The sequence below is a fragment of the Mycobacterium sp. UNC410CL29Cvi84 genome (genome assembly GCF_000686745.1).
GTDB classification, from domain to species: Bacteria; Actinomycetota; Actinomycetes; order Mycobacteriales; family Mycobacteriaceae; genus Mycobacterium; species Mycobacterium mucogenicum_B.
Genome location: NZ_JMLM01000003.1, coordinates 286,245 through 310,409, shown reverse-complemented (window position 1 = coordinate 310,409; position 24,165 = coordinate 286,245). Strand labels below are relative to the sequence as shown.

Here is a 24,165-nt window from a genome sequence, read left to right as displayed (position 1 = left end):
ACGACGCGGCACGTCGTGATGACCAATATTGGTAATACCACTAGACCTCTTACCTTTGGCGGGTTAGTGTCGTCGTCATGGAGTTGACGTCGATCAAGCGGCGCTCGGCCGCGGACGAGGTGCACGACCAGCTGCTCAAGCAGCTCGTCGCCGGCGCCCAGCCGCCGGGCTCACGCCTGCCGAGTGAGCGCAAACTTGCCGAGGTGCTGGGCGTATCGCGGCCGGTGGTGCGTGAGGCGATCCAGCGGCTGGTCGCGTCGGGGCATCTCGACGTCCGACAAGGCGACGGTGCCGTCGTCAACGACATCACGCGCACCGGCGGGCTCGATCTGCTGCCCTACCTGCTCGTGGACGCGCCCGACGGGGCCATGGTGAACCCGTCGGTGGTGCGCAGCGTCCTGGAGGTGCGTGAATACCTCGGTCCGTGGATCGCGGAACGGGCGGCAGCGCGGTCCGGGAGCAAGCTCGCCGAGCCACTGGCGCGGGCCCTCGCCGATATCGAGCGCGCGCAGAGCGGCCAGACGCAACAGCTGGCCGCCCTCGACTTCTGGGACTGCCTTGTGACCGGCGCGGATTCGATCGCGATGACGCTCATCTTCAACGGGATGCGCCGGGTGTACGAACCGATGCTCGCCGCGGTCGCCGACGCGGTGGCCGCCGCCGAACCCGTAGCCGGGTACCGCAAGCTCGCCGAAGCGGTGACGTCGGGCGCCGCGCTGAAAGCGCGCCGAGCCGCGTCGACGGTGCTCGGTGGCGCCACCACGGTGCTCACCGAATTGCTCGACCAGATGGAGGCGCAGTGACGACCACCAGCACCCGGGGCGTGACCCTCGGCCAGACGGCCCGTGAGTTCTGGCGCCATCCGACGCCGTGGATGATCCTGGCGCTCGTGGTCGGAGCGGTCGGAGCGCGGACCGTCGTCGGCGGTCTGGCGCTACGCGACCTGTGGGCGCCGCTGGTGCTGGCGCTGCTGTTCCCGTTCGTGGAGTGGGTGATTCACGTCTTCATCCTGCATTGGCGGCCGCGAAAACTGGGCCCGGTCACCGTGGACACTCTCGTCGCCCGCGACCATCGACGGCACCACGCGAATCCCCGCGACATCGACCTGGTGTTCATCCCCACCCCGACGCTGCCGTGGCTGATCGCGGCGATCGTGGCGCTGCCCCTGGGCATCGGGGCCCTGGTGGGCGCGCCGGTGTCGGCCACGCTGTCGTTCATCGTGGTCGAGTCGCTGATCCTGATGGGCTACGAGTGGACGCACTACCTCGTCCACACCGACTACAAGCCGCGCCACCGCCTCTACAAGGCGGTGTGGCGCAATCATCGTCTGCACCACTTCAAGAACGAGCACTACTGGTTCTCGGTCACGACGTCGGGCACGTCCGACCGGGTGCTCGGCACCTACCCCGACCCCGCCACCGTCGAGACCAGCCCCACGGCGAAGAACCTGCACGGGTCACGGCTGTAGCTAGCCGCCCTTACACGAGATGTCCACCCACACAACGGTCATCTTCGTCCGGTCGATGATGGCGCCCGAGGAATCGACATTGTCGTTGCGCAGCCCCTCGATGCCGGTGACCTTGCATCCCGACAACGGATACACGACGGCGCCGTTGATCAGCACGGTGAACCCTTGTGCCTGAAGCGTATTGATGGTGTCCTGCGCGTTGCCGAAGCCGCCGGGCCCACCTACGGCATGGGCCGATGCTGCCACGGCCGCTGACGAAGCGACGAGGACTCCCGCGGCAGTGACGATGACTGCATGACTGATTTTGGGCATGCGAGTACTCCGATTGTGCTGCAGAGGATTTCAGGGCTGGACGAACTGCTTCACGAAGGCGATCAGGTCGTCCTTGGGTGGCGGTACGTTGTACTGCTTGGTCTGCGTGTCGTCGTCGAAGGACATGAACATCGGGCAGGTGTCGTCCGTACCGGACAGCTCGGTGGTGCCGAGCTCTTTACCGGTCGTGGCCACCCGGACGGTGACGGTGTAGGTGGTGGCGCGCAGGTCGACCTTGTTGGCGGTCGAGTGGCCGTTGTCCTGGTAGCCGGTGCATTCCTTGAGGGACTGCTCGTCTTTGGTTTCCACGCACACCACCGTGTCGATCGCGGCGTAGGTGTTGCGGTCCGCATCGAACTGCACTGTCCAGTCCGACGGCAGAGTGCTGGTGTCCTCAACGAGTCCGTGCACCAGCGGAGTGAAGAGAATCGTCTTGTGGGACTTCGTGTCCGGCTGGTAATCGGTGGCGCGTGACTGTGTCGCGCCCTGGCACACGGCCATGAAGTCCGCGCTCGTCAGCTTGGCCGGCGCGGGCGAGGTGGTCGGGTCGAGAGTGGGTGTCGGTTTCGCGGCGTCGACATGGGAACAGGCGGCGAGCAAGGCGAGGCCGGCTCCCGCAACCACGATGGTGGCGACGCGCGCGCGATTGAGTTGGGGCACTGCGGTTTTCTTTCACCTCGAGACGAATTGCCATGGGGCTGGCTGCCACTGACAGATAGGCAGCCGGGTTACAGCCCCAGGGCAAGTTCGTCTCGAGGTGGAGGTGCGGGACCTCGCTCAGCGCAGCGTCAGCCAGGCCAGACTGCCCAGCCCGGCCACCACGCAGTAGATCGCGAACGGCGTCAGCGTGCGGGTCTCGAAGTACTTCACCAGGAACCGCACCGACAGGTACGCCGCGACGAACGCCGCCGCACTGCCGGCCAGCACCTGTCCGCCGATGCCGTCACCGGCAGGGCCGAACAGCTCCGGAATCTTCAGCGCCCCAGCGGCCAGGATCACCGGCGTCGCCAGCAGGAACGAGAACCGTGCGGCGTCCTCATGCGACAACCCGCGCAGCACGCCGGCGACCATGGTGGCGCCCGAGCGGCTGATGCCGGGCAGCAGGGCGAGAATCTGGGCCGCGCCGATGCCCATGGCCTCCGGAATGGGCAGACGCGCCAGTCGTTCGTCGGAGTCGTTGAGCCCTTCCGAATGCGCGGCGGCGGGTACTGCCGACGCCGTCCGGCGCCGAAGTCGTTCGCCCACAAAGAGAACGACGCCGTTGATCGTCAGGAAAGCCGCTGCCGGCACCGGCTTGCCCAGTGACGTACGCAGCGCATGGTCCAGCGCCAGCCCAGCGATACCGACCGGGATGGTCGACAGGATCAGCAGCCACGCCAGTCGCTCGGCGGAGGTGGTGATCTTCCGGTTCTTGATCGACGTGACCAGCCCGCCGATAACCGCGACCCAGTCCCGCCAGAAGAACACCAGCAGTGCCACCGCCGTCGCCACGTGCACGGCCACCAGGAACGCGAGGTACGGCGACTTCTCGGCCGTCATGCTCAGATCCTGGGCCCACTGCCCACCGACCAAGGCCGGCACCAGGATCGAGTGGCCCAGGCTCGACACCGGGAACAGCTCGGTGACACCCTGGAACGCGCCGACTACGATCGCTTCGATGTAGTTGAGGCTCAAGGTGATCGGCCCCTACTCGCCCTTGAATTCCGGAGCGCGCTTCTCGAACATCGCGGTGATACCTTCGCTCAGATCCTTCGACGCGATGAACGCCGAGTTCCACGCCGCCACATACCGCAGGCTGGCCGAAACCCGTTCCGTGCGTTGCTCATCGAGCACATCCTTGACGCCGCGCACCGTCAGCGGCGGGTTCGCGGCGATCTCACGTGCGGTCTCGTGCGCGGCGGCCAGTGCGGCCTCGGCATCGGCGTAGACGTCGTTCACCAGGCCGATCTTCTCGGCGCGGGCGGCGTCGAAGTCCTTGCCCGTCAATGCCAGTTCGCGCAGATGACCGTCGTTCAGAATCAGCGGCAACCGGGCCAGCGAGCCCACGTCGGCGACGATGGCCAGCTTCACCTCACGCACCGAGAACTTGGCGTCGGCGCTGGCGTAGCGGATGTCCACCGCCGAGATCAGGTCGACACCGCCGCCGATGCACCAGCCCTGAATCGAGGCGATGGTGGGGGTGCGACAGTCGGCGACTGCGGTGATGGCGTGCTGCATGGCCCGCAGCGCGGTGTGGAAGTCGGCGCGTTCCTTGGCCAGCCCGCCCCCGAGCATGGGTGCCAGCATGCCGCCCATGGCGGGCAGATCCAGTCCGTAGCTGAAGTTGCGGCCCGACCCGGTGAGCACGATGGCCCGCACGTCGGGGTCGGCATCCAGGGCGGCGAAGGCGACCGGCAGTTCGGCCCAGAAGGCCGGACCCATGGCGTTGCCCTTGCCGGGGCCGATCAATGCCACCTGTGCGACGTGGTCCTTGGTCTCAATGGAGAGCGATTCGAAGCTTCCCGAGGTTTCACCCATGATCGGCAGGCTAGCCGGTCAACCTGGGCGTAGCGTCTCGCCCATGACCATTCCGTCCGATGTGATCGAGGCCGGTGAGGCCAGTCTGGACGTGCTCGAGCGGGTGTTGGCCGGTATCGGGCCCGACGATGCGACGCGGCAGACGCCGTGCACCGAGTTCGATGTGGCGGCCCTCACCGATCACCTGATGAACTCGATCACGGTCATCGGCGGCATCGCCGGCGCGCAACTCCCCGAGCGGGACGCCACGGCACCGATCATCGATCAGGTGACCGCCGCGGCCCGGCCCGCTCTGGCCGCGTGGCGCAGCAGGGGGTTGGAGGGCACCGTCCCGGCGGGCCCGGGGGAGATGCCCGCCGCCCAGATCGCCGGCATCCTGCCGCTCGAATTCCTCGTCCATGCCTGGGACTACGCCACCGCCGTCGGCCGCGAAGTGGACGTGCCCGACGACCTGGCCGAGTACGTCCTGGGCAAGACCAGATCCGCAATCAGCCCCGCGGCGCGCGCTGCCGTCGGGTTCGACGACCCCGTCGACGTACCGGCTGACGCGAGTGCGCTCGATCAGCTGATCGGCTTCACCGGCCGCCGCGCCACTTGACCGCGAAGTCCAGGAACAGATCGTTCTCGTACGGCACCGTGACGGTGACGCGGACGCCTTCGCCGCCGTAGGGCCGCACCAGCAGCTTGTTGTCGGCAGCCGCGTCGACGAAGTCGGCGGTGTCTTCCGGGCTCAGGGGCAGCCAGACGAAGTTGGCCTGCGAGTCGGGCAGCTCGAACCCTACGTCACGCAGGGCGGCGCTGACCCGGGCCCGCTCGGCCACCACGGCGTCGGTGCGCGCCAGCAGCTCGTCGGCGGCATCCAGACAGGCGATGGCCGCGGCCTGGCTGACGCTGGTCGCCGTGAACGGCACGTACACCTTGCCCAGGGCGGTGACGATGTCCTCGTGCGCGACGGCGTAGCCGATCCGCAGGCCGGCCAGCCCGTAGGCCTTCGAGAAAGTGCGCAGGACGACGACGTTCGGGTGCTTGCGCACCAGCGCCAGGCTGTCCGGCAGCAGGCCGTCGCGGATGTACTCGACGTAGGCCTCGTCCAGGACCACCAGGATGTGCGGCGGGACCTCGGCGACGAACTCGGCGAGCTTGACCGGGTCGACGACCGTCGAGGTGGGGTTGTTGGGGTTGCAGACGAAGATCAGCCGGGTGCGGTCGGTGATCGCGGCCAGCATGGCGTCCAGGTCGTGCGTGTAGTCCGTCAGCGGGACGGGCACGGGCGTCGCGCCGGCGGTGCGGACCTGCAGCGGGTAGATCTCGAAGCTGCGCCACGCGAACAGCACCTCGTCGCCGACCGAGGCGGTGATCTGGATGAGCTGCTGACACAGGCTCACCGACCCGCAGCCCACCGAAATCTGGTTGGGCGCGAACCCGACATGGGCCGCCAGTCGCTCACGCAGCGCCGCGTAGCCGTTGTCCGGGTAGCGGTTGATGTTGTCCATCGCTTTGACGATGGCTTCGCGGACACTCGGCAGCGGTCCGTCGACGGTCTCGTTGCTGGCGATCTTGATGGCGCCGGGAACCGTACGGCCGGGGGTGTAGGCGGGTAGCGCGGCCATCTCGGGGCGCAGGCGGGCGGTCACCCGGGACAGTCTAGGTGGACGGCAGATGGCGCTCTGGCGTCGCGCTTTGCCTTTGTGGGCGTTGACTGTGTACCGTATGCCCTCGGCGGTTCCGGGGTGCAAGAGTCCGGTACCCTCGGATCGTTCAGGAGGCGTGCCAGAGCGGCCGAATGGGACTCACTGCTAATGAGTTGTCCCCCTTACAGGGGACCGGAGGTTCAAATCCTCTCGCCTCCGCCACATAACTGAATAGTTGTACCCAATGCGCCCGTAGCTCAACGGATAGAGCATCTGACTACGGATCAGAAGGTTAGGGGTTCGAATCCCTTCGGGCGCACCACAAACAACAGGCCAGAAGCGCAAGCTTCTGGCCTGTTGTCGTTGATACGCAAACCCTCAGCGCGAGGCCTGCAGTACCGGAATCAAGTAGCGGCGCGCGAATTCGCGGGTGCTGTCGTCATCGTCGGTGGGCAGTAGTTCTGACGGCGCGATCAGGATCGTCGCGGTGACGCGCAGCGAGAAGTCGAGTGCGCGTTCGATGGCAGCAGGCGGATAGTCGCCATCGGCGAGGAACATCGCGAGCATGCCGAGCATGCTGCGGTAGTCGGGCTCGTCGAGCTTGAACAGCCGGCTGGTGAACGCCTCGTTCTCGAAGTCTCTGAGCGCCCGCACGAGCGGATGCTCACGGCATTCCCGCATGCCCATGACGAAGATCTCCACCATCTTGTCTTCGGCCGTCTTCTGACTCGCCAGGGCAGCGACACCGCGGGTGAAGAAGTCGAGCACTTCCCGCTGCGTGACGGCCGCCACGATCTGGTCCTTGTCGCCGCACTGCCGGTAGAGCGTCGGTCGGGAGACCCCGGCCCTGGCCGCGATGGTGGCGACGGAAGTGCGTGCGATGCCGTGGTTGACGAATTCGGTGCGCGCCGCATCCAGCATCCGGTCGCGGGCGCTGTTCGCCTCGCCGTGACTGCCGCTCAGCACCGCGGCCGCGAGTGACGGCAGGTCAACCATGCGTCAGAGGGTAGCCCATCAATGAGCTATTGAATCAATGAACGATCTTTGATTCACTGATGCGCACGCGCGGCGCCGAGTGCGACCGATGTGCGTCACAGATAGGAGTTCGAGTGGTTGCAGCAGCGGTAGATGGGTCAGTCGACTCGGCCACGGGAGCGCGGCCGCCCGATCCGCCGGCGTTGTCCAAATGGGACGCGGTCAAACTGGCGGCGTCGTGCGCGGGTGATCCGCTGCGCCTGCCCTACACACTGCTGCCCAAGATCGCGGCGAAATACGGCGATGTGGTGCGGTTGCACACCTCTCGCCGGCCGGAGTTCACGGTCACGCTGATCAACCACCCGGACTACGTCGATCACGTCTTCACGCGGCATCACGACCGGTACGTCAAGCACGAGGCCGCGCACGAGCTGGTATCGGGAGAGCCGGCGGCCCTGCCGCTACTCGAAGGCACGGAGTGGAAGCGGGTGCGTACCACCTTCAATCCATTCTTCGGGGAGAAAGCACTGGCTGCCGCGACCCCGCTGATGATGGCGGGAATCGCCGAACGCGTCGACGCGTGGGCCGGATATGCAGCGCAGGGGCGCGAGGTCAACCTCGAGCACGAACTGGGTGCCGTCGTGATGGACGGTCTCATGCGTTCGATGTTCAAGGTGGAACTCACTCCGGAGGAAATCGACGTCGCGGTCGACGGTGCTCGGCAGTACGGCGTGTATGTGATCAGCCGCGTCGGCTTTCACTACCTACCCAACTGGGTGCCAAACCCCTTGCAGCGCAGCGGAGAAGCGGCGAAAGACGAGCTCTTCGGCATGCTCGACCGCTTCGTGGACGAACGACGGGGCTGTCCCATATCCGCTGCGCCCGACCTGGTCGACACCTTGATCGGCATGGAGTTCGAGGGGTGTCCGGAACAGCAAGACCGGCGGCGGCGATCAGAGGCCGCAGGCCTGGTGTTCGCCGGATTCGAAACCACCGCAGCGGCGTTGGCGTGGACCATTGCGTTGTTGTGCCGCAACCCAAACGCTCTGGGCCGGGCCTACGCCGAGGTGGACGCGCTGGGCGGCGAGCCTCTGACCTACGACGACCTGCCGAACCTCACATATCTACGCGCCTGTTTCGATGAGGCGCAGCGGTTCCAGGCCGCGCCGGCGAACATTCGCACGGCCGCCGTGGACGACGAGATCGGTGGGTATCACATTCCCAAAGGGTCGCAGGTCGTGATCACACCCTATGCGCTCCAACGTGATTCGCGATTCTGGACGAGGCCGGTGGACTTCTGGCCGGACCGCTTTCTCACCGAGAAGATCAACAGGAACGCTTTCGTGCCGTTCAGCATCGGGCCGCGCAAGTGCATGGGCACCCGAATGGCCTACATCGAGGGCACCCTGGTTCTGGGAACCATCTTGCAGCGCTTCACTTTCCAGGTACGTGACGGTTGGACGCCGCGCCATCTGGTGCGGGTCTCGACCGGCCTCGCGGGCGGTCTACCCGTGCGCCTGCACACGCGCTGAATTCGCCCATCACATCAAAACCATTGAAAGGCAGCACCTTCATGACCAAGATCAGTGAGCTCGGACCGTCTCCTGAGCACGCCCAACACCAGGCGCTCATGCCCAAGTTCTGGGAGCGCGTCGCGAAGCAGGAGGCGTTGGCGGTCGAGCGTGGCCTGCCCGCCGAAGGAATGTTCGACTTCGCGCAGGTCTGGTTCTCCGCATGGGCCGAGCAGGACATCAAGAAGATCGACTACTGCCTCGCCGACGAGTGCAGCTACATCGACAGTTCGACATTCCAGGTCAACAAGGAAGGTCGGCAGTTCACGATCGACAACTGCCAGGCCAGCTTTGACGTGTTCCCGGACTTTGCGTTCTATCCGCAGGATGGCACCGTTCGATCGCTGCCGTACGCCGACTATTTCGAAGGGCAGTGGCGCATCACCATCCCGTGGCGAGGAATCGGCCGGATGACTGGTGAGACCACCGTGCCCGGTCTGGACGTGAAGTTGCGGGGCACGGGCCGTTGCCTCAACTTCATCGGCATCGACCGCTATACACTCACCGATGACTTCAAGATCAGTCATATCGACACCGATTGGGACATGCTTTATGGCGCAGCGCAACTCGCCGGGCTTGGTGCTCTGGTGCACAACGAGCGGCTGCAGAAGATCGGCCTTCGCGCCGCGTCGGCGGCGTCACCGATCGTACGGGCGCTCACCCGGCTGACAACCCGATGACATCAGAGCTTGATCAGCGCTCGCTGCTGTGGCGGTGGGCCGGCGACATGCGCATCGCGTTCGAAGGTGGTGCGGCCGGGCTGCTGCAGACGATGCATCCGGCGATCGGTTATGCACTGATCGAGCATTCCAACTTCTTCGACGACCCGGTGGACCGGGTATTTCGTTCCCTGCCAGGAATTCTCGGCACGGTTTACCACGCCGACGGTGCCGCCACCGGGGTGGGAGTCCGCGATTACCATCGCGACATCAAAGGCGAAATGCCCGGCGGACAGCCATATCACGCACTGAATCCGAGAACATACTGGTGGGCGCACGCGACCTTTCAGCGGATGGTCGACCGGGTGGCGACCTATTGGGACAGCTACCCGCTGACCGAGGCCGATTCGGAACAGCTCTATACCGAAGGCTGCATCTGGTACCGGCGATACGGTGTCAGCGACGCACCATTGCCCGCGGACCGCCAGGCGTTCGAGGCGGAGTTCGAGCGCTATTGCACCCAAGTGCTCGAACCGAATCCGGCGTCGGACTATCTGATCGCCTTCATCAAGCGCGACGCGATACCCGATATGAGCGCGTCGCCGTATTTCCCTGCGCTGCCCGGCTTGAATCCGATCACCGACCGGCTCCTGCCGATGCGAGCGACGCGAATGGCGTTGGCACCACCGATGCGGTTGACGATATTCGGTGGGTTGCCCGAGGTCGTGCGGGACCGATTCGAGATTCGATGGACCCGCACCGATGAGCGGGCGTACCGTGCCATCCGGGCGACCATTCGGCGCGCCTGGCCGATGGTGCCTTGGTCGTGGCGGTGGCATCAAGAAGCGCGAACCGGTTGGACGCGGGCCAGACACACACATTAGGAGCATGGCGTGCCCACAGTTGAACACAATGTCGAGCTCTCGGTGCCCGCTGACGTGTGCTTCGAGTACATCGACGCCGCCGGCAACGTTCCGCGGTTTGTCTTCGGTGCGAAATCATTTGAGTACGTGACGCCCGAAGAACCCCGGCTGGGCGCTCGCTTTGTTCTCCATATGCAACTCGGGCCCATCAAGCTCGCGCTGAACGGTCACATCTCCGACTACGTCGCCGGCCGGGTCATCGGCCTGTCACTCGACGACGGGCTCATCACCGGGACCGTGGTGTGGGGCGTGACTGCGGTTGACTCCGAACAATGTTCGACCTCAGCGGAGATCAGATACCGCGTCGGCAGCGGTTTGACCGGCCGCGCGTTGTCGAAGGTCATCGATTCCATCCTCGAGCCCGGTATCAAGTACACCGAGTCGAAACTGCGTGAACAGGTCACCGCGCACTATCGAGCCCTGGCGGCCGACTGACTCAGCGGGTCGTTTCGCGACGGAACTGGCAGCTGACGTGCGCCGTCAGCGATACGCTGCCGGACATGTCGCCGAGGGCTGCGTCCGCCGAGAGTCTGGCGCGTCGCCGACGCGTGCTCACGGTGGCCGCCAGGATCGGCTCCGTCGTCGCGGCATTCCTCGGCCTGTTGTCGATGCTCGCCGGCGAGGCGGGCCTCTGGATCGGAGGGCTCGCCGTCGTGTGCGCGCCGGTCTATCTCGTGATTCCCCGGCTGTACCGGTACGGGGAACTCGTCGCGCCATTGACCTTCATCGGCATCGCCTATTCCTTGACGACGCTCGTAACCGCTTATGTGGGAAGAGGATCCGGCCAGCAGTTGTACTTTCTGGTCGCCGCCTCACTGGTGGTGCTGGTCCTGGGGATCGAGCACATCGTGCTGGCGTCTGCGGTGGCGGCTGTGGGTGCGGGCCTCATCATTGCGCTGCAGTACCTCGTGCCCGTGGACACCGGAGTGCAACCGCAGTGGGTCACGACCGTCGGCTTCGTCGTCGCGGTGATTTCTTCATGGGTCCTGGTGGTCGCGACCATCTGGTACGCGATGCACGAAATCAATCGTGCGGAAACCGCTTTGGCGGCCGAGTACGCTCGCTCCGAGTCGCTGCTGGCCAACATCCTGCCGGCGAAGGTTGCCCAGCGGTTGAAGGATCCGCACCGGGATGTCATCGCCGACCGGTACGACGACGCGTCGGTGCTGTTCGCCGATATCGCCGGATTCACCCAGCGCGCAAGCGATACCACGCCAACCGAGCTGGTCAGGTTCCTCGACGGCCTCTACACCGACCTGGACACCCTGGTGGATCGCCACGGCCTGGAGAAGATCAAGACGAGCGGCGACTCCTACATGATCGTCAGCGGTGTCCCCGAACCACGGCCGGACCACCTCGAGGCGCTGGCTGACCTCGCCCTCGACATGGTCGACGCAGTGGCCGAGCTTAAAGATCCCAACGGCCAACCGGTTCCGCTGCGGATCGGGCTGGCTGCCGGGCCGGTGGTCGCCGGCATCGTCGGCGCGCGGAAGTTCTTCTATGACGTGTGGGGCGACGCCGTCAACATCGCGGCGCGGATGGAGACCACCGACGTCGTGGGGCGAATTCAGGTGCCGCAGAACGTCTATGAGCGGCTCAAGGACTTGTTCGTGCTGGAGGAGCGTGGGCCCGTCGACGTCAAAGGTAAGGGCGTGATGCACACCTGGTACCTGGTCGGTCGCCGGTCTCAGGCGGCGGCTTGCTCCAATTCATCGAGCGCCTCGCGCGAATAGACCGCCAGGCGCTGCAGGTGTGGCATGGTGTCGCGGCAGCCGACGAACCCGAGGATGACCTTGTCGGTGTACCCGACCAGGGTGATGTTCAGTCCGTAGCCGTCGCAGAGGAACGAGACCGGAGCGATCAACTCCAGCTGCGCGCCACCGAGGTACAGCGGTTCCCTGGTCAGGACGACGTTGGACACCGTGAGGTTGAACAACGGCGGAATCTTGGTCAGCGCACCGGTTTTCTGGCCGATCGTCAGTGGCAGCAGCCCCATCAACGTGTAGTGATTCAGGGCGTTCGGTGACATCGCGAGCAGTTCCTTCTTGCCGCGAGTGGTCGAGGCGTTGATCACCGCCAGCCGCTGCAACGGGTCCGATTCTGTTGTCGCCAAAGGACAGACGAAGCCCGCGGCCGCATTCAGGGTGTCCTCGTCACGCTCCCAGCCCACCGGCACCGAGGCGGTCAGCGTCTGGTCGGGCAGCTCGCCCTGCTCATCGAGGTAGCGGCGCAGCGCCGCGCCGCAGACGGCGAGCGTGACGTCGTTGACGGTGGTCTCGGTGGCCTTGGCGATCGCCTTGAGGCGGCCCAGTTCGAGCACCTCGACGGCGAGCCGGCGCTGTGGCGTCAGGGTCGCGTTGAACGGCGCCCGCGGCGTACCCAGCGTGGCGCCGACGTGGCTGTTGTCGCCGCCGATCATGCCGACCAGGCTCTTGACCAGCTCGGCGGAACCCGAGACGCCGTCCGTCGTCCGGTTCCACAGCTCGTAGGCGACCGACGCGACCCGGTTGCGGTCGGGCACCTCGGCCTTCGGTCCGGCTTCGGACAGCGGCACGTAGCGGTCCGGTTCAGTGCTCAACCATTTCTTGATGGTGTTGATCGCGCCCATGCCGTCCACCGCACAGTGGTGGGCCTTGAAGTACATGGCGAAGCGGCCGTCGGACAGTCCTTCGATGAAGTGCGCTTCCCACAGCGGCCGGCGCATATCGAGTGGGTGCGCGTGCAGCCGGGCGACGAGGGCGCCCAGGTCGGCCTCGCTCCCCGGATACGGCAGCGCCGACAGTCGGACGTGGTACTCCGGGTCCGGGCGGACCGCGCGCCACTCGGGCAGCAGGCCGTCGACGACCGCACTGTCGAACGGGAAAGGCAGGAACGACAGTTCGGCGAATGCGTTGTACAGGGTGCGGACGTAGTCCGGCCCCGCGCCGTCGGGCAGCCGGAACGTCAGCAGGGCGCCGATGTGCATGGGCGTCCGGTCGGACTCCATTCGGTAGAACATCGTGTCGACAGCACTCAGCAACCGCATGGCAGCACTATGTCAGGCTCACCAGCTGGAATGCGGCGAAATCCGCGAGCAAGTCCACGCCCGACGCGAATTCCTGGTCCCGGTCGAACCGGGCGAGAAAAGGTGCGCACGCAACCACTTCCGGGAGCGCGGAATCTTCGAGTTCGGCCTGCCGGGCGGCGATGTCGGCGGGCTTTCCACTGCCGAAGGTGGGGCCGGCGGAGACCTCGCGCAGCAGCATCCCGACGACGGCGGCGACCAGGACGCGGGTGAGTCGCACGGCGAGCTCGGGGCCGGCGCCGGCCTGATGCAGGATCGACAGGAGGGCCTCGACGGGCGCGAGTCCGGCGAGGGTCGACATCTGCCGGGTCAGCACGAGAGTCGCGGCCTCCGGGTGGGCGAGCGTCACGCGCCGGAACTCGTAGGCCAGGGCGCGCAGGTCGGTCCGCAGCTCGCCGGTGGGTGCCGGTGGCCGCAGCTGCCCGAGGAGATGTTCGGCGACCGCGTCCAGCAGATCGTCCTTGTCGGCGACGTGGTGGTACAGGCTCTTGGCGTCGACGCCGAGCAGGCGGCTGACGGACCGCATGCTGACCGCGGCGATGCCGTCCTGGTCGATGACGGTCAGCGCCGCTTCCCGAATCGTGGATCGCGTCAGCTGTGCCAGCGCCTTCGGTGGCCGTCCGCGGCGGGGAGTCGGGGTGGCCGCGTTCATGGCCTCATTGTTGCCCAGAGCCTTGCAAATTTCCACACCGTGGGATTATTGTCATAATAATCCCACGGTGTGGAAATAATGTGCAGTTCGAGGAGGCGCCATGACGCACCGCTTTGCCATCCCTTCCGTCGAGGTGTTGCGGGCCCGCGAGAAGCTCGTGCTCGACCACTTCCACGACGAGGTCCGCCAGGACTGGGACGACGTGCTCGCGACCTTTCCGCATCCGCACTACGAGATCATCCCGACGCTCACCGTCCACGACGGTGATGCCGATGTGCGCGGCTACTACCACGACACTCGCGTCGCGTTTCCCGATCAGGACCACGAGATCATCGCGCTGCGACACAGCGCCGATGCCGTGATCGTCGAATTCTGGCTCCTCGGAACGCATCTCGGCCCGCTCGGTGGCATCCCGGCCACGGGTTCGCGGCACCGCACCCGGATGACGGCCTATTTCGTGTTCGACGAGAACGAGAACCTGGTCGCCGAACGCATCTACTTCGACACGCTGACGATGCTGAAACAGCTTGTGGGAGGGCTGAATCTGCGGGATCCGCGAAACTGGCCCACCGTCATCCGCGGGCTGCGGGGGCTGCTGGCCATGTCCAGCCAACCCGATGCCCGGCTCATCGAGACGGCCCCGGCAGACCTGACATGAGGGTCCACCACCTGAACTGCGGCACCATGCACCCGCGTTTCGTGCCCGACGGATTGGTCTGCCACGTACTGCTCGTCGAAACGCCGGGCGGTCTCGTGCTCGTCGACTCCGGGCTGGGGCTGCGGGATGCCGAGTCGCCGGGTAGTCGCTTCGGCCCGGCCCGCTTCTACGTCCGCCCGGTCTTCGATCCGAACGAAGCCGCCATCAACCAAATTCGCCGCCTCGGCTTCGAGCCCCGCGACGTGCGGCACATCGTCGTGACGCACTTCGACGCCGACCACGTGGGAGGTCTGGCGGACTTCCCTTGGGCGCAAGTGCATCTCACTGACGCCGAGGCGTTCGCCGCGTTGCATCCGAAGACGCTCGTCGAGAAGCAGCGGTACCTGCCGGCCGGCTATTCGCACGGCCCGATCCTGGTCGAGCACGCACCGTCGAGCGCCGAGTCGTGGCGCGGCTTCCCCGGCGCGAAAGAGCTCACCGAGATCGCCGACGGCATCGTCCTGATCAACCTGCCGGGGCATACCCGCGGGCACGCCGCGGTGGCCGTCGACGCCGGGGACCGCTGGGTCCTACACGTCGGTGACAGCTTCTACCATCGCGGCCAGCTCGACGGCAGCGACACCGCGCCGCGGGCCCTGCGTCTGATGGAACGCTCAGTTGCCTTCGACTGGACGAAGGTCCAGGCCAATCATCAACGCCTTAGCGAACTTTGGGCTGCGGGCGAACCCGGTCTGTTCCTGGTCAATGCCCACGATCCGCAGCTGCTGTGGCAAGCGGCCAACTAGGCTTGTACGGCTGCAGCGGCCGCTGCCGGACGAACGTCGGCCACCAGAACCACGGGCCCAGCAGCCGCACCAGGCACGGCACGATGAACGACCGCACCACCAGGGTGTCGAGCAGCAGGCCGATGCAGACCGTTGACCCCATCTGGCCGATGGTCCGCAGATCACTGGAGAGCATGGCCAGCATGGTGAACGCGAACACCAGGCCCGCGGAGGTCACGACGCCGCCGGTGCTGCCGAGCGCGCGGATGAGGCCGGTGTTCAGGCCCGCGTGGATTTCCTCTTTGAGCCGGGCGACCAGCAGCAGGTTGTAGTCCGAGCCGACCGCCACCAGCACGATGAAGGTCAGCGGCAGGATCAGCCAGTGCAGGGGTAGTCCGATCAGGTGCTGCCAGATCAGCACCGACAACCCGAACGCGCCGGCATAGGAGAACGCCACGGTGCCGGGAATCACCAAGGCGGCCACCAGCGATCGGGTGATGATCATCATGATCAGGAAGATCAGCACGAAGGCGGCGATGGCCGCGATCATGAGGTCGTTCTTGGCGTACAGCTGGATGTCCTTGTTGTTGGACCCCGATCCACCGATGTAGATCTTCGACCCGGCCAGCGACGTCTCCTTCAGCGCGATCTTGATCGCGTCGGGGAACTGCTCGACGTGCTCGATGCCCTCGGGTCCCATCGCGTTGCCCTCGTGCGTGACGATGAAGCGTGCGGCATGTCCGTCGGGCGACATCATCAGCGCCATACCGGTTTTGATGTCGTCGTTGTCGAACGCTTCGCGGGGGATGTAGAAGAAGTCGTCACTGCGCGACGCGTCGAAGTCGTTGCCGACGTTGATCATGTCGTCGAAGGTCTGGTCGGTGTTCTTGTTCTGAATGTCGGTCGGGCCGTAGTTGTTGACGATCAGCGCGAGCAGCGCCTGGTTGTCGGCCACGGTCTGCCGCAGCAGCGACACCATCTGCGGCATGAGGCTGTCGATCACCTCGAAGGATCCGACGGCCTTGCCGATATCGGCGGCGAGGTTGTCGACCTTGTCGATCACGTCGAACAGCGACCGGAACGACCAGCACACCGGGATGTCGAAACAGTGTGGTTCCCAATAGAAATAGGCGCGGAGCGGGCGCATGAAGTCGTCGAGGTTGGCGACGGCGTCGCGCATGTCGTTGGTGACCTGCTCCATGTCCTCGAGGGTGAGTACCGTGTTGTGCAGCTCGTCGGCGAGTGTCTGAGTCAGGTCGGCCGTCTTCTTCAACACCTCGATGCTGTGCGCGGTGATCTTGGCCTGCTTCGCGGTGTTCTCGTTGTTGTGCTGGGTGAACGGCAGCTGCTGTCCGTTGCCGCTGCCCTGGGTGGTGAAAAGGTAAGGGATGGAGGCGTGCTCGAGCGCGCGGCCCATGGGGCGGGTGATGCTCTGGACCATCGCCACGCCGGGCAAGCGGATCAGGGCCTTGGCTACCCGGTCCAGCGAGATGAAGTCGGCGGAGTTGCGCATGTCGTGGTCGGACTGGACCATCAGCATCTCGCTGAACAGCTTGCTCTTGGGGAAGTGCCGGTCGGCGGCCTGGAAGCCCTGGTTGGCCGGGGCATCTGACGGCTGGTAGGTGCGGTCGTCGTAGCTGACGCGGTAGGTCGGCACGAACACCGCGCCCACCGAGACGACGGCGACACTGGCGACGAGGATCGGCTTGGGCCAGCGCACCACGGCGGTGCCGATACGCCGGTACAGCTTCGCCTTGACTTCCTGTTTCGGGTCGAAGAGCCCGAAGAGGCTGCCGACGCTGAGCAGGGCGGGTCCGATGGTCAGGGCGCCGGCGATGGTGATCAGCATGCTCACCGCGACGGCGGGGCCCATGGTGTGGAAGTAGTTCAGCCGAGCGAACGTCAGACACGCGCAGGCGCCCGCAATGGTCAGGCCCGAGCCGACGATGACATGCGAAACGCCCTTGTAGGCGGTGTAATACGCGTCCTCACGACTCTGTCCGGCCAGGCGGGCTTCGTGATATCGGCCGATGAGGAAGATGCCGTAGTCGGTACCCGCGCCGAGGGTCAGCGAGATGACCATGTTGGTGGCGAACGACGACAGCGGGATGAAGCCGTAGTGCCCGAACGCCGAGATGACGCCCTTGACCGACAGCATCAGCAGGATGACCCCGAAGAACGGCACCAGCATCGTCACGACGGAGCGGTAGACCAGCAACAGCATGAAGATGATCAGGAACATCGTCGCGATGGTGATGTTGTTCAGGCTGGAGTTGGCGATCTCGACGGTGTCGGCCGCCAGAGGTGCGGCGCCACTGACGTAAACCTTCAGGCCGGCAGGCGGATTGGAGTTCTGGACGATCTTCCGGACGGCGTCGACCGAGTTGTTGGCCTCCATCTGACCGATGTCGCCGGCGAGCCGGAGCAGGACGTAGGCGGATTTGCCGTCGAGGCTCTGTGCACCGGCGGCGGTGATGGGCTTGCCCCAGGTGTCCATGACGTACTGCACGTGCGTGGTGTCGGCGTTGAGCGTGCGGACCAGGCCCGCGTAGTAGTCGCGGTCCTGCTCGGTCAGGCCGCGATCGGCTTCCAGCACCAGCATCGTCAGGCTGGTGGAGGTGGACTCGTGGAATTCCTTGCCGATGGCCAACATGGCCACCTGGGACGGCGCGTAGGTCGGCACCATCGGGCCGGCGAGTTCCTCGGCGACATCTTCGATCTTCGGCACGAAGGTATTGGTGACCACCGCGAGCAGGGCCCAGAAGACGATGATCGGAATCGCCAGCAGGCGAACCATTCTGGGGACGAAGGGGCGCTTGGCCGCGCTGTGCGCCGGGCGGGCGATCGGGGCGGTGTCGGTGTCGGTCACGCGGACTTCACCCGGCAGGCGACGTCGGCGTTGCCGTGCTCGTCGGACTGTTCGTCGCGGACAACGTCATTCACCTTCATCCGGCAGCCGACGGTGCCGCCGTGCACCTGGACCGAGATGCTGCCGGAGACGACGGTGAGGGTGGTGGTCTCGGTATGCGACCACGGCAGTTCGGTGAGATCGACCTTGTGGGGGTGTCCGCTGATGTCGACGTACGACAGTAGGCCACCGGACCCGAGGGTGCCGAACACCTCGTAGGTGAGCGTCTTGGGCGTGAACTCCGGGGGCGCCTGCGGCGGGTTGACGGCCAGCACCGGTCCCGGCTCGGAGAATTCGTGGACCTTGACCATGCACAGCACGCCGACGCCGATCGCGATGAGGGCGATCAACGGCATCCAGGCCCGTGCGAGGAATCGTCGGGCGGTAGAGCGTTGGCTCACTCGATCACCTTTCGACGTCGGCGAGTTATATATCAACTAACTTGAGATGAATCGGCGTAAACACTATCAGTGATTGGACGCCTGCGGCTTTCCACATATTCCGTGGAATAGAAAGGCGAGGTGAGAGCGTCCAGCTAATTCCCAGAATCCACCAAGGTGACGTTTCCGAGCCGCTTTTTCAGCTTGATCACGCGGAAGATCTGGGTGGTCACATTGATGGACGAGATCATGGCGATGACCCCGAGAAAGGTTCGCTCCGAAGGGGTTGCGCCGTGGAGCTGTTCGAGACTGCCGAGTACGTAGAAACACCCCAGCGAAAAGATCGTGAGGGGAATCGCGAATGTCATCAACGTCCGCTGATTGTCGATCACCTGGGTGGCATATTCCAGCTCTTCGGCGGTCATCGGCTGGCGCTTGCGGACCTTCGTCAGCACCGTCTGCTTGGCTCGGACGTTTTCGGCGATCGGTAACTGTGGTTGTTTTCGCAGGCGCTGGATGTAGAAGAACATCACGGTCGCGGCGAACAGCAGCGTGAGTAGGGCGACGTCGGCCAGCTTGCCGAACAGGTGCCAGTCGGTGCCGAGGAAGTTCCAATCCATGGGGCACTCCTTTGCAGTTCGCAGATGGGTGGGACGTTACCTCAGCTAACTGGCAACACACGGTACTTGTCAACTCGATTGATATATGGTCTTGATGCTCGACCGCTCATGACACAGACTGACCGTGATGACGCACGTGCAGACCGTCAGGGGCCCGGTGCCCGTCGACCGCCTCGGGGCCACGCTCATGCATGAGCACGTGTTCATCCTGGGCGACGAGATCCGGCAGAACTTCCCGGACTATCCGTCGCAGTGGGACGAGGACGCCCGCGTCGCCGACGCGATAGACCAACTGCGCCAATGCAAGTCACGCGGCATCGACACCATCGTCGACCCGACGGTGATCGGGCTGGGCCGGTACCTGCCCCGGATCCAGCGGGTCAACGAGCAGGTCGACATCAACATCGTCGTCGCGACAGGCATCTACACCTACAACGACGTGCCGTTCCAGTTCCTGCACACCGGCCCGGGCCTGCTGTTCGACACCCCGGAGCCGATGGTCGAGCTGTTCGTCAGGGATATCCGGGAGGGTATCGGCGGTACCGGTGTGCGAGCGGCGTTCCTGAAGTGCGCCATCGAGCATCAGGGGCTGACGCCGGGAGTCGAGCGGGTGATGCGCGCCGTCGGCCAGGCCCACGTGCAGACCGGCGCGCCGATCACCGTGCACACCGACGTGCACAGCCGCTCCGGACTCGTCGCGCAGAAGGTTTTCGCGGAGGAAGGCGTCGACCTCACCAAGGTGGTGATCGGGCACTCGGGCGACAGCACCGATCTCGATTACCTGTGTGCGCTCGCCGACGCCGGTTCGTACCTCGGCATGGACCGCTTCGGGCTCGACATCCTGCTGCCGTTCGAGCAGCGGGTCGACACCGTGGCAGAGCTCGCCAGACGCGGATACGCCGAGAAGATGGTGCTGGCGCATGACAGTTCGTGTTTCATCGACTGGTTCTCGCATGAGGGCAAACTGGCCGCGGTGCCCAACTGGAACCTGACCCACATCAGTGACGACGTGCTGCCCGCGCTGCGCGAACGCGGCGTCACCGACCAACAGATCACCACCATGCTGGTCGAGAATCCCCGCCGGTACTTCAGCGGCGAGATCAGTTGAGCCGCAGCGAGATGCGTCTACTGCTGATCTCCGACACCCACGTGCCCAAACGAGCCCGTGACATGCCGGCGCGGGTCTGGGACGAGGTGGCCCGCGCCGACGTCGTGCTGCACGCCGGCGACTGGGTGGACGTGGCGCTGCTCGACGAACTCGAGCGGCGAGCGACGCGGCTGGTCGCCTGCTGGGGCAACAACGACGGCGCGGACCTGCGGGCCCGTCTGCCGGAGCGGGCCGACGTGACGCTCGAGGGCGTCCGGTTCACCGTCACGCACGAGACCGGCGCGTCCGCGGGACGTGACGCGCGCATGGCCCGGCTGTACCCCGACACCGACGTACTGGTGTTCGGGCACAGCCACATTCCGTGGGACAGCACTGCGACAACCGGGCTGCGGCTGCTCAACCCCGGCTCGCCGACCGACCGCCGGCGTCAGCCGCACTGCACGTACATGACGGCCGCCGTCGGTGGCGGCACCTTGTCGGATGTGGTGCTGCATAAGCTCTAGCCCGCGGGGTAATTGACGCTAGGTTGGTCGGCATGGAGCAGAAGCCGCCCACCGATGCCATTGCCGCCGCCAACCGCGCCCACACCGCGACGCTCCCGTTCGCGGACACCCGGGACTTCGAGGACGCCGACCGCGGCTTCATCGCCGCCATGGAACCGTGCGTCGTCACCGCGGCCGACGGAAGAGTGGTGTGGGACAACGACTCCTACTCGTTCCTATTCGGGCCAGGAGCGACCAACGCACCGGACAGCGTGCACCCGAGCCTGTGGCGGCAGTCCCAGTTGTGTGCGAAGCAGGGCCTCTACGAGGTGGTGCCGGGCATCTACCAGGTCCGTGGCCTGGACCTGTCGAACATCAGCTTCATCGAGAGTGACACCGGCATCATCGTCATCGACCCGCTGATCTCCACGGAGACCGCCGCGGCGGCGCTGGCGCTGTACCGCGCGCACCGCGGCGATCGTGCGGTCCGGGCCGTCATCTACACGCACAGCCACGCCGACCACTTCGGCGGCGTGCTGGGCGTGACGTCGCAGGGCGAGGTCGATGCGGGTGACGTCGTAATCATTGCGCCGGAGGGTTTCACCGAGCACGCGGTGCAGGAAAACGTCTATGCCGGAACGGCAATGGCACGCCGCGCGGGTTACATGTACGGCGCCGCGCTCGACCGAGGTCCGCAGGGTCAGGTCGGCTGCGGCCTGGGACAGGTCGGGTCGACGGGTGAGGTGGCACTGATCGTGCCGACGCTCGACATCAAGGTGACGGGCGAAACCCACACCATCGACGGCGTCGAGATCGAGTTTCAGATGGCGCCCGGCACCGAGGCACCCGCCGAGATGCATTTCTACTTCCCGCAATTCCGCGCGCTGTGCATGGCCGAGAACGCCACCCACAACCTGCACAACCTGCTGACGCTGCGCGGCGCGCTGGTCCGTGACCCGCACGGCTGGGCGGGCTACCTGACCGAGGCCATCGACACCTTCTCCGGCCGCGCCGACGTGGTCTTCGCGTCACACCACTGGCCGACGTGGGGGCAGGACAACATCGTCGAATACCTGTCGCTGCAACGGGATCTATACGCCTACCTGCACGACCAGACGCTGCGCCAGCTCAACCAGGGCTACACCGGCATCGAGATCGCCGAGACCTTCCAGATGCCGCCGGCGTTGGAGAAGGCCTGGCACACGCACGGTTACTACGGCTCGGTCAGCCACAACGTCAAGGCCGTCTACCAGCGCTACATGGGTTGGTTCGACGGCAATCCGGGGCGGCTCTGGCAGCACCCGCCGGCCGCCGCGGCGCCGCGCTACGTCGCGGCCATGGGTGGCATCGACCGGGTCGTCGAGTTGGCGCAGGCCGCGTTCGACGAGGGTGACTTCCGTTGGGCGGTAACCCTGTTGGACCACGCGATCTTCACCGACGAGCACCATGCCGCGGCCCGGACGCTGTACGCGGACACCCTGGAGCAGATGGCCTACGGCGCCGAGAACGCCGTGTGGCGCAACTTCTTCCTGTCGGGCGCCACGGAGTTGCGGGTCGGCAACTTCGGCACCCCGACGCAGAGTTCCTCGCCGACACTGCTCGCGCAGCTGACCCCGGAGCAGATGTTCGACACCTTCGCGATCAACATCAACGGTCCGCGGGCGTGGGACCTGAATCTGGCCATCGACGTGACGTTCCAGGACGTCGCGACCAACTACCGGCTGAGCCTGCGCAACGGTGTGCTGGTGTACCGCAAGGTCGCCGCCGACCCGGATACCGCGCAGGCCACCGTCACGCTGGCGAACAAGTTGCGGCTCTTGGCGTTTGCCGCGGGCGATACCAGCTCGCCGGGTGTCGAGGTGACCGGTGACGCCACCGCCCTGCCCACGCTGCTGGGCGCGATCGACCGGCCCGACCCGGCGTTCAACATCATCACGCCGTAGCCGGGCCGGCCGGCCCGTCAGACGGTCGGCACCCAGTTGCCGTGGAATCCGGCCGGCACGCGGTGCGGCAGTTTGATGCTCGCGACGTCCTGCAGTGTCTGGGCGTCGAGGATCGCCAGCTCGCTGCGGTCGGTCGGGGCGTCGTAGACAAAGCCCATCAGCACGCCGTCGTCTTCTGCGGCGGTTGCCGACGACGGGTGAAAGACGAACTCGCCCAGCCCTTTCCCGGCACCGAAATAGCGCGTGGCGGTGTTGCCGCCGACGAAGTCGTGCTTGAGCAACGTGTCGCTCCCGGCGGCGCCCTCGCTGATCGTCGGCGCGTAGCCGTAACGGTGACGCTTGCCGACCAGGCGTTCGTCGACGCGCGGGAATTCCTGGGGGTGGTCGTCCACGCGGTCTTCGAGCACCTTGCCGGCGCTGAGGTCGATGGTCCACCGGTCCAGCGTCGGCGGCCCTTCGTTGGGGCCGATGCGGTCCGTGTCGAACATCTTCGGGTGCCGCACCACGTCCAGGACGATCGTGTTGTCGTCGGGGGAGTCGTAGGCGTTCATCGGGTGGAAGACGTAGCACGGTTCGACGTCGAACCAGCGCACGTCGGCGTTTCCGCCGTCGCGGGGCATCACGCCGATGCGCGCCGGGTACTTGGGGTTCCACGAGTACGGGAAGCGCCGGTCATTCGATCGGAAGCTCGACTGGCGTGCGATGACCGGATCGGGAATCTTGACCCGGCCGATCACCGAGGACAACAGCAGTCGGGCCGGCAGTCGCAGTGCCTTCGGTACCGCCATTTCCGCGATGGTTTTCGTATCGAAGCTCACGGGCAGGTCGTAGAAGATGACGTGGCGCTCGGTGAGCGAGAAATCGTGCATCATCGGGCTGCCGTGGACCTCGATGTCGACGGTGCGCCGGGCCCGGCCGTCGGTACCGATCACCGAGTACTGCACGGTGTTGCCGCGGGTGAAGCTGTACGAAACCGCATGCAGTTCACCGGTTTCCGGATCACGCTTCGGGTGTGCGGTGTAGCCGCCGCTGAGGGTGCCGTCGAAATCGCATGCGCCCACGGTGTCCAACTCGTCGGTCAGCTCGTAGCTCGCCCCGCCGCCTTCGACCAGCGCCAGGGTCTTGCCGCCGTGTCCCAGCACGTTGGTGTTGGCACCGATGCCGAACGGGCTGCCGTGCCCGTCCGGCGTGCCCTCGCCGAGCGCGGCCGTCGTCAACGGCCCACGCACCCAACGATTGCGATACCACTCGGCCTTGCCGTCGCGGAGGCGGATGCCGTGCACCATGCCGTCACCGAGGAACCAGTTGTAGAGCTCGGGGTCGATTTCGCCGATCGGGTTGGGGCCGTTGCGTAGATAGCGGCCGTCCAGGTAGTCCGGGATCGTGCCGGTGACGGACAGGTCGGTCAGGGTGTACTCGTCGTGCAGTGGCGCGAACGCGCCTTCCAGGTAGCGGTTGGTCATCCCAGAACCTCCATAACAGTGTTATTGGCTGCGGTTACTGGTATAACACTGTTATGAGAGGACTGCA

Annotated in this window: 25 protein-coding genes and 2 tRNA genes; 15 read left to right on the top strand and 12 right to left on the bottom strand. The window is 65.7% G+C overall.

The features are described from left to right. Nucleotides 1-77 precede the first annotated feature (77 nt). Nucleotides 78-803: a FadR/GntR family transcriptional regulator gene (locus BR47_RS0107540; RefSeq protein ID WP_029119108.1), complete on the top strand. Its 726-nt coding sequence runs from the start codon at nt 78-80 to the stop codon at nt 801-803. Further along, nucleotides 800-1,468, top strand: a complete 669-nt coding sequence (locus tag BR47_RS0107535; protein ID WP_029119107.1) for a sterol desaturase family protein — start codon at nt 800-802, stop codon at nt 1,466-1,468. Before BR47_RS0107540 ends, BR47_RS0107535 begins: the two co-directional genes overlap by 4 nt. Here the strand turns inward: BR47_RS0107535 and BR47_RS0107530 are convergent, their stop codons facing one another. The 4 genes from BR47_RS0107530 to BR47_RS0107515 form a co-directional block, all read right to left on the bottom strand. Beyond that, nucleotides 1,469-1,780 carry a hypothetical protein gene (locus tag BR47_RS0107530; protein WP_029119106.1) on the bottom strand — a complete coding sequence of 104 codons (312 nt, stop codon included), beginning with the start codon at nt 1,778-1,780 and terminating at the stop codon, nt 1,469-1,471. Nucleotides 1,781-1,810: 30 nt separating this feature from the next. After that, entirely contained in the window at nt 1,811-2,440 is a 630-nt protein-coding gene (locus tag BR47_RS0107525) for a hypothetical protein (protein ID WP_029119105.1), read from the bottom strand. Between the two features lie 117 nt (nt 2,441-2,557). Next, the gene (locus BR47_RS0107520; protein WP_029119104.1) at nt 2,558-3,460 is read right to left on the bottom strand and encodes an undecaprenyl-diphosphate phosphatase; all 903 of its coding nucleotides are present in this window, start codon (nt 3,458-3,460) and stop codon (nt 2,558-2,560) included. A 6-nt stretch (nt 3,461-3,466) separates the two neighbouring features. Then, nucleotides 3,467-4,297: a crotonase/enoyl-CoA hydratase family protein gene (locus BR47_RS0107515; protein ID WP_029119103.1), complete on the bottom strand. Its 831-nt coding sequence runs from the start codon at nt 4,295-4,297 to the stop codon at nt 3,467-3,469. Between the two features lie 43 nt (nt 4,298-4,340). Here BR47_RS0107515 and BR47_RS0107510 point away from each other — a divergent pair, with 43 nt between their 5' ends. After that, complete coding sequence (locus BR47_RS0107510) at nt 4,341-4,895, top strand: TIGR03086 family metal-binding protein (RefSeq protein WP_029119102.1); 555 nt, start codon at nt 4,341-4,343, stop codon at nt 4,893-4,895. Here BR47_RS0107510 and hisC read toward each other — a convergent pair. Next, entirely contained in the window at nt 4,873-5,931 is a 1,059-nt protein-coding gene (gene hisC / locus BR47_RS0107505; protein ID WP_029119101.1) for a histidinol-phosphate transaminase, read from the bottom strand. The genes BR47_RS0107510 and hisC overlap by 23 nt on opposite strands. 127 nt (nt 5,932-6,058) lie before the next feature. Between hisC and BR47_RS0107500 the strand changes: the two genes are divergently transcribed. Both BR47_RS0107500 and BR47_RS0107495 read left to right on the top strand, forming a co-directional pair. Beyond that, nucleotides 6,059-6,150, top strand: a tRNA-Ser gene (locus BR47_RS0107500). Between the two features lie 24 nt (nt 6,151-6,174). Continuing rightward, nucleotides 6,175-6,250: transfer RNA gene (locus tag BR47_RS0107495), tRNA-Arg, on the top strand. Between the two features lie 56 nt (nt 6,251-6,306). Here BR47_RS0107495 and BR47_RS0107490 read toward each other — a convergent pair. Continuing rightward, nucleotides 6,307-6,924 (bottom strand): TetR/AcrR family transcriptional regulator, encoded by a 618-nt coding sequence (locus BR47_RS0107490; protein ID WP_029119100.1) that lies wholly within the window; start codon nt 6,922-6,924, stop codon nt 6,307-6,309. 182 nt (nt 6,925-7,106) lie between these two features. Between BR47_RS0107490 and BR47_RS0107485 the strand changes: the two genes are divergently transcribed. The 5 genes from BR47_RS0107485 to BR47_RS0107465 all read left to right on the top strand — a co-directional run bounded on the left by BR47_RS0107485 (nt 7,107) and on the right by BR47_RS0107465 (nt 11,789). Then, nucleotides 7,107-8,435 (top strand): cytochrome P450, encoded by a 1,329-nt coding sequence (locus tag BR47_RS0107485; RefSeq protein WP_051634664.1) that lies wholly within the window; start codon nt 7,107-7,109, stop codon nt 8,433-8,435. A 98-nt stretch (nt 8,436-8,533) separates the two neighbouring features. Then, on the top strand, nt 8,534-9,154 hold the full coding sequence (locus BR47_RS0107480) for a nuclear transport factor 2 family protein (protein ID WP_502685819.1): 621 nt from the start codon (nt 8,534-8,536) through the stop codon (nt 9,152-9,154). Further along, entirely contained in the window at nt 9,151-10,017 is an 867-nt protein-coding gene (locus BR47_RS0107475; RefSeq protein ID WP_029119097.1) for an oxygenase MpaB family protein, read from the top strand. Before BR47_RS0107480 ends, BR47_RS0107475 begins: the two co-directional genes overlap by 4 nt. Nucleotides 10,018-10,026: 9 nt before the next feature. Then, entirely contained in the window at nt 10,027-10,491 is a 465-nt protein-coding gene (locus tag BR47_RS0107470; RefSeq protein ID WP_036420112.1) for an SRPBCC family protein, read from the top strand. Between the two features lie 65 nt (nt 10,492-10,556). Continuing rightward, complete coding sequence (locus tag BR47_RS0107465) at nt 10,557-11,789, top strand: adenylate/guanylate cyclase domain-containing protein (RefSeq protein WP_051128387.1); 1,233 nt, start codon at nt 10,557-10,559, stop codon at nt 11,787-11,789. On the opposite strand, the gene BR47_RS0107460 is transcribed toward BR47_RS0107465, so the two are convergent. Beyond that, complete coding sequence (locus BR47_RS0107460) at nt 11,744-13,081, bottom strand: WS/DGAT/MGAT family O-acyltransferase (protein WP_029119096.1); 1,338 nt, start codon at nt 13,079-13,081, stop codon at nt 11,744-11,746. The genes BR47_RS0107465 and BR47_RS0107460 overlap by 46 nt on opposite strands. A gap of 7 nt (nt 13,082-13,088) precedes the next feature. Then, complete coding sequence (locus BR47_RS0107455; RefSeq protein WP_036426933.1) at nt 13,089-13,772, bottom strand: TetR/AcrR family transcriptional regulator; 684 nt, start codon at nt 13,770-13,772, stop codon at nt 13,089-13,091. 100 nt (nt 13,773-13,872) lie between these two features. On the opposite strand from BR47_RS0107455, the gene BR47_RS0107450 reads away from it, so the two are divergent. Further along, nucleotides 13,873-14,430: an ester cyclase gene (locus BR47_RS0107450; RefSeq protein ID WP_029119094.1), complete on the top strand. Its 558-nt coding sequence runs from the start codon at nt 13,873-13,875 to the stop codon at nt 14,428-14,430. Then, nucleotides 14,427-15,215 carry an MBL fold metallo-hydrolase gene (locus BR47_RS0107445; protein WP_029119093.1) on the top strand — a complete coding sequence of 263 codons (789 nt, stop codon included), beginning with the start codon at nt 14,427-14,429 and terminating at the stop codon, nt 15,213-15,215. The genes BR47_RS0107450 and BR47_RS0107445 overlap by 4 nt, the downstream gene beginning before the upstream one ends. Here the strand turns inward: BR47_RS0107445 and BR47_RS29970 are convergent. The 3 genes from BR47_RS29970 to BR47_RS0107430 all read right to left on the bottom strand — a co-directional run bounded on the left by BR47_RS29970 (nt 15,172) and on the right by BR47_RS0107430 (nt 19,102). Next, nucleotides 15,172-17,991, bottom strand: coding sequence for an MMPL/RND family transporter (locus BR47_RS29970; protein WP_036426932.1), 2,820 nt, complete (start codon nt 17,989-17,991; stop codon nt 15,172-15,174). The genes BR47_RS0107445 and BR47_RS29970 overlap by 44 nt on opposite strands. Before the next feature lie 68 nt (nt 17,992-18,059). Next, nucleotides 18,060-18,458 (bottom strand): MmpS family transport accessory protein, encoded by a 399-nt coding sequence (locus tag BR47_RS0107435; protein ID WP_029119092.1) that lies wholly within the window; start codon nt 18,456-18,458, stop codon nt 18,060-18,062. Between the two features lie 179 nt (nt 18,459-18,637). Beyond that, entirely contained in the window at nt 18,638-19,102 is a 465-nt protein-coding gene (locus tag BR47_RS0107430; protein WP_029119091.1) for a hypothetical protein, read from the bottom strand. A gap of 127 nt (nt 19,103-19,229) precedes the next feature. On the opposite strand from BR47_RS0107430, the gene BR47_RS0107425 reads away from it, so the two are divergent. From BR47_RS0107425 to BR47_RS0107415, 3 genes are read left to right on the top strand one after another with little or no spacing between them, the layout of a single operon-like run. After that, nucleotides 19,230-20,210, top strand: coding sequence for a phosphotriesterase family protein (locus BR47_RS0107425; protein ID WP_029119090.1), 981 nt, complete (start codon nt 19,230-19,232; stop codon nt 20,208-20,210). 11 nt (nt 20,211-20,221) lie between these two features. Then, a complete protein-coding gene (locus tag BR47_RS0107420) occupies nt 20,222-20,713 on the top strand; it encodes a metallophosphoesterase family protein (protein WP_029119089.1) in 492 nt (163 codons plus the stop codon). 32 nt (nt 20,714-20,745) lie between these two features. After that, a complete protein-coding gene (locus BR47_RS0107415) occupies nt 20,746-22,635 on the top strand; it encodes an alkyl/aryl-sulfatase (RefSeq protein WP_020099461.1) in 1,890 nt (629 codons plus the stop codon). 17 nt (nt 22,636-22,652) lie between these two features. On the opposite strand, the gene BR47_RS0107410 is transcribed toward BR47_RS0107415, so the two are convergent. After that, nucleotides 22,653-24,098 carry a carotenoid oxygenase family protein gene (locus BR47_RS0107410; RefSeq protein WP_029119088.1) on the bottom strand — a complete coding sequence of 482 codons (1,446 nt, stop codon included), beginning with the start codon at nt 24,096-24,098 and terminating at the stop codon, nt 22,653-22,655. Nucleotides 24,099-24,165: the final 67 nt, after the last annotated feature.

Bases quoted from the DNA above. Each gene is read 5' to 3' on its own strand.
- BR47_RS0107465 (WP_051128387.1), top strand. From the start codon at position 10,557: ATGTCGCCGAGGGCTGCGTCCGCCGAGAGTCTGGCGCGTCGCCGACGC.
- BR47_RS0107430 (WP_029119091.1), bottom strand. From the start codon at position 19,102: ATGGATTGGAACTTCCTCGGCACCGACTGGCACCTGTTCGGCAAGCTG.
- BR47_RS0107415 (WP_020099461.1), top strand. From the start codon at position 20,746: ATGGAGCAGAAGCCGCCCACCGATGCCATTGCCGCCGCCAACCGCGCC.
- BR47_RS0107435 (WP_029119092.1), bottom strand. From the start codon at position 18,458: ATGCCGTTGATCGCCCTCATCGCGATCGGCGTCGGCGTGCTGTGCATG.
- BR47_RS0107460 (WP_029119096.1), bottom strand. From the start codon at position 13,081: ATGCGGTTGCTGAGTGCTGTCGACACGATGTTCTACCGAATGGAGTCC.
- BR47_RS0107510 (WP_029119102.1), top strand. From the start codon at position 4,341: ATGACCATTCCGTCCGATGTGATCGAGGCCGGTGAGGCCAGTCTGGAC.
- BR47_RS0107450 (WP_029119094.1), top strand. From the start codon at position 13,873: ATGACGCACCGCTTTGCCATCCCTTCCGTCGAGGTGTTGCGGGCCCGC.
- BR47_RS0107490 (WP_029119100.1), bottom strand. From the start codon at position 6,924: ATGGTTGACCTGCCGTCACTCGCGGCCGCGGTGCTGAGCGGCAGTCAC.
- BR47_RS0107425 (WP_029119090.1), top strand. From the start codon at position 19,230: ATGACGCACGTGCAGACCGTCAGGGGCCCGGTGCCCGTCGACCGCCTC.
- BR47_RS0107540 (WP_029119108.1), top strand. From the start codon at position 78: ATGGAGTTGACGTCGATCAAGCGGCGCTCGGCCGCGGACGAGGTGCAC.
- BR47_RS0107530 (WP_029119106.1), bottom strand. From the start codon at position 1,780: ATGCCCAAAATCAGTCATGCAGTCATCGTCACTGCCGCGGGAGTCCTC.
- BR47_RS29970 (WP_036426932.1), bottom strand. From the start codon at position 17,991: ATGGTTCGCCTGCTGGCGATTCCGATCATCGTCTTCTGGGCCCTGCTC.
- BR47_RS0107455 (WP_036426933.1), bottom strand. From the start codon at position 13,772: ATGAACGCGGCCACCCCGACTCCCCGCCGCGGACGGCCACCGAAGGCG.
- BR47_RS0107420 (WP_029119089.1), top strand. From the start codon at position 20,222: ATGCGTCTACTGCTGATCTCCGACACCCACGTGCCCAAACGAGCCCGT.
- BR47_RS0107515 (WP_029119103.1), bottom strand. From the start codon at position 4,297: ATGGGTGAAACCTCGGGAAGCTTCGAATCGCTCTCCATTGAGACCAAG.
- BR47_RS0107480 (WP_502685819.1), top strand. From the start codon at position 8,534: ATGCCCAAGTTCTGGGAGCGCGTCGCGAAGCAGGAGGCGTTGGCGGTC.
- BR47_RS0107475 (WP_029119097.1), top strand. From the start codon at position 9,151: ATGACATCAGAGCTTGATCAGCGCTCGCTGCTGTGGCGGTGGGCCGGC.
- BR47_RS0107445 (WP_029119093.1), top strand. From the start codon at position 14,427: ATGAGGGTCCACCACCTGAACTGCGGCACCATGCACCCGCGTTTCGTG.
- BR47_RS0107410 (WP_029119088.1), bottom strand. From the start codon at position 24,098: ATGACCAACCGCTACCTGGAAGGCGCGTTCGCGCCACTGCACGACGAG.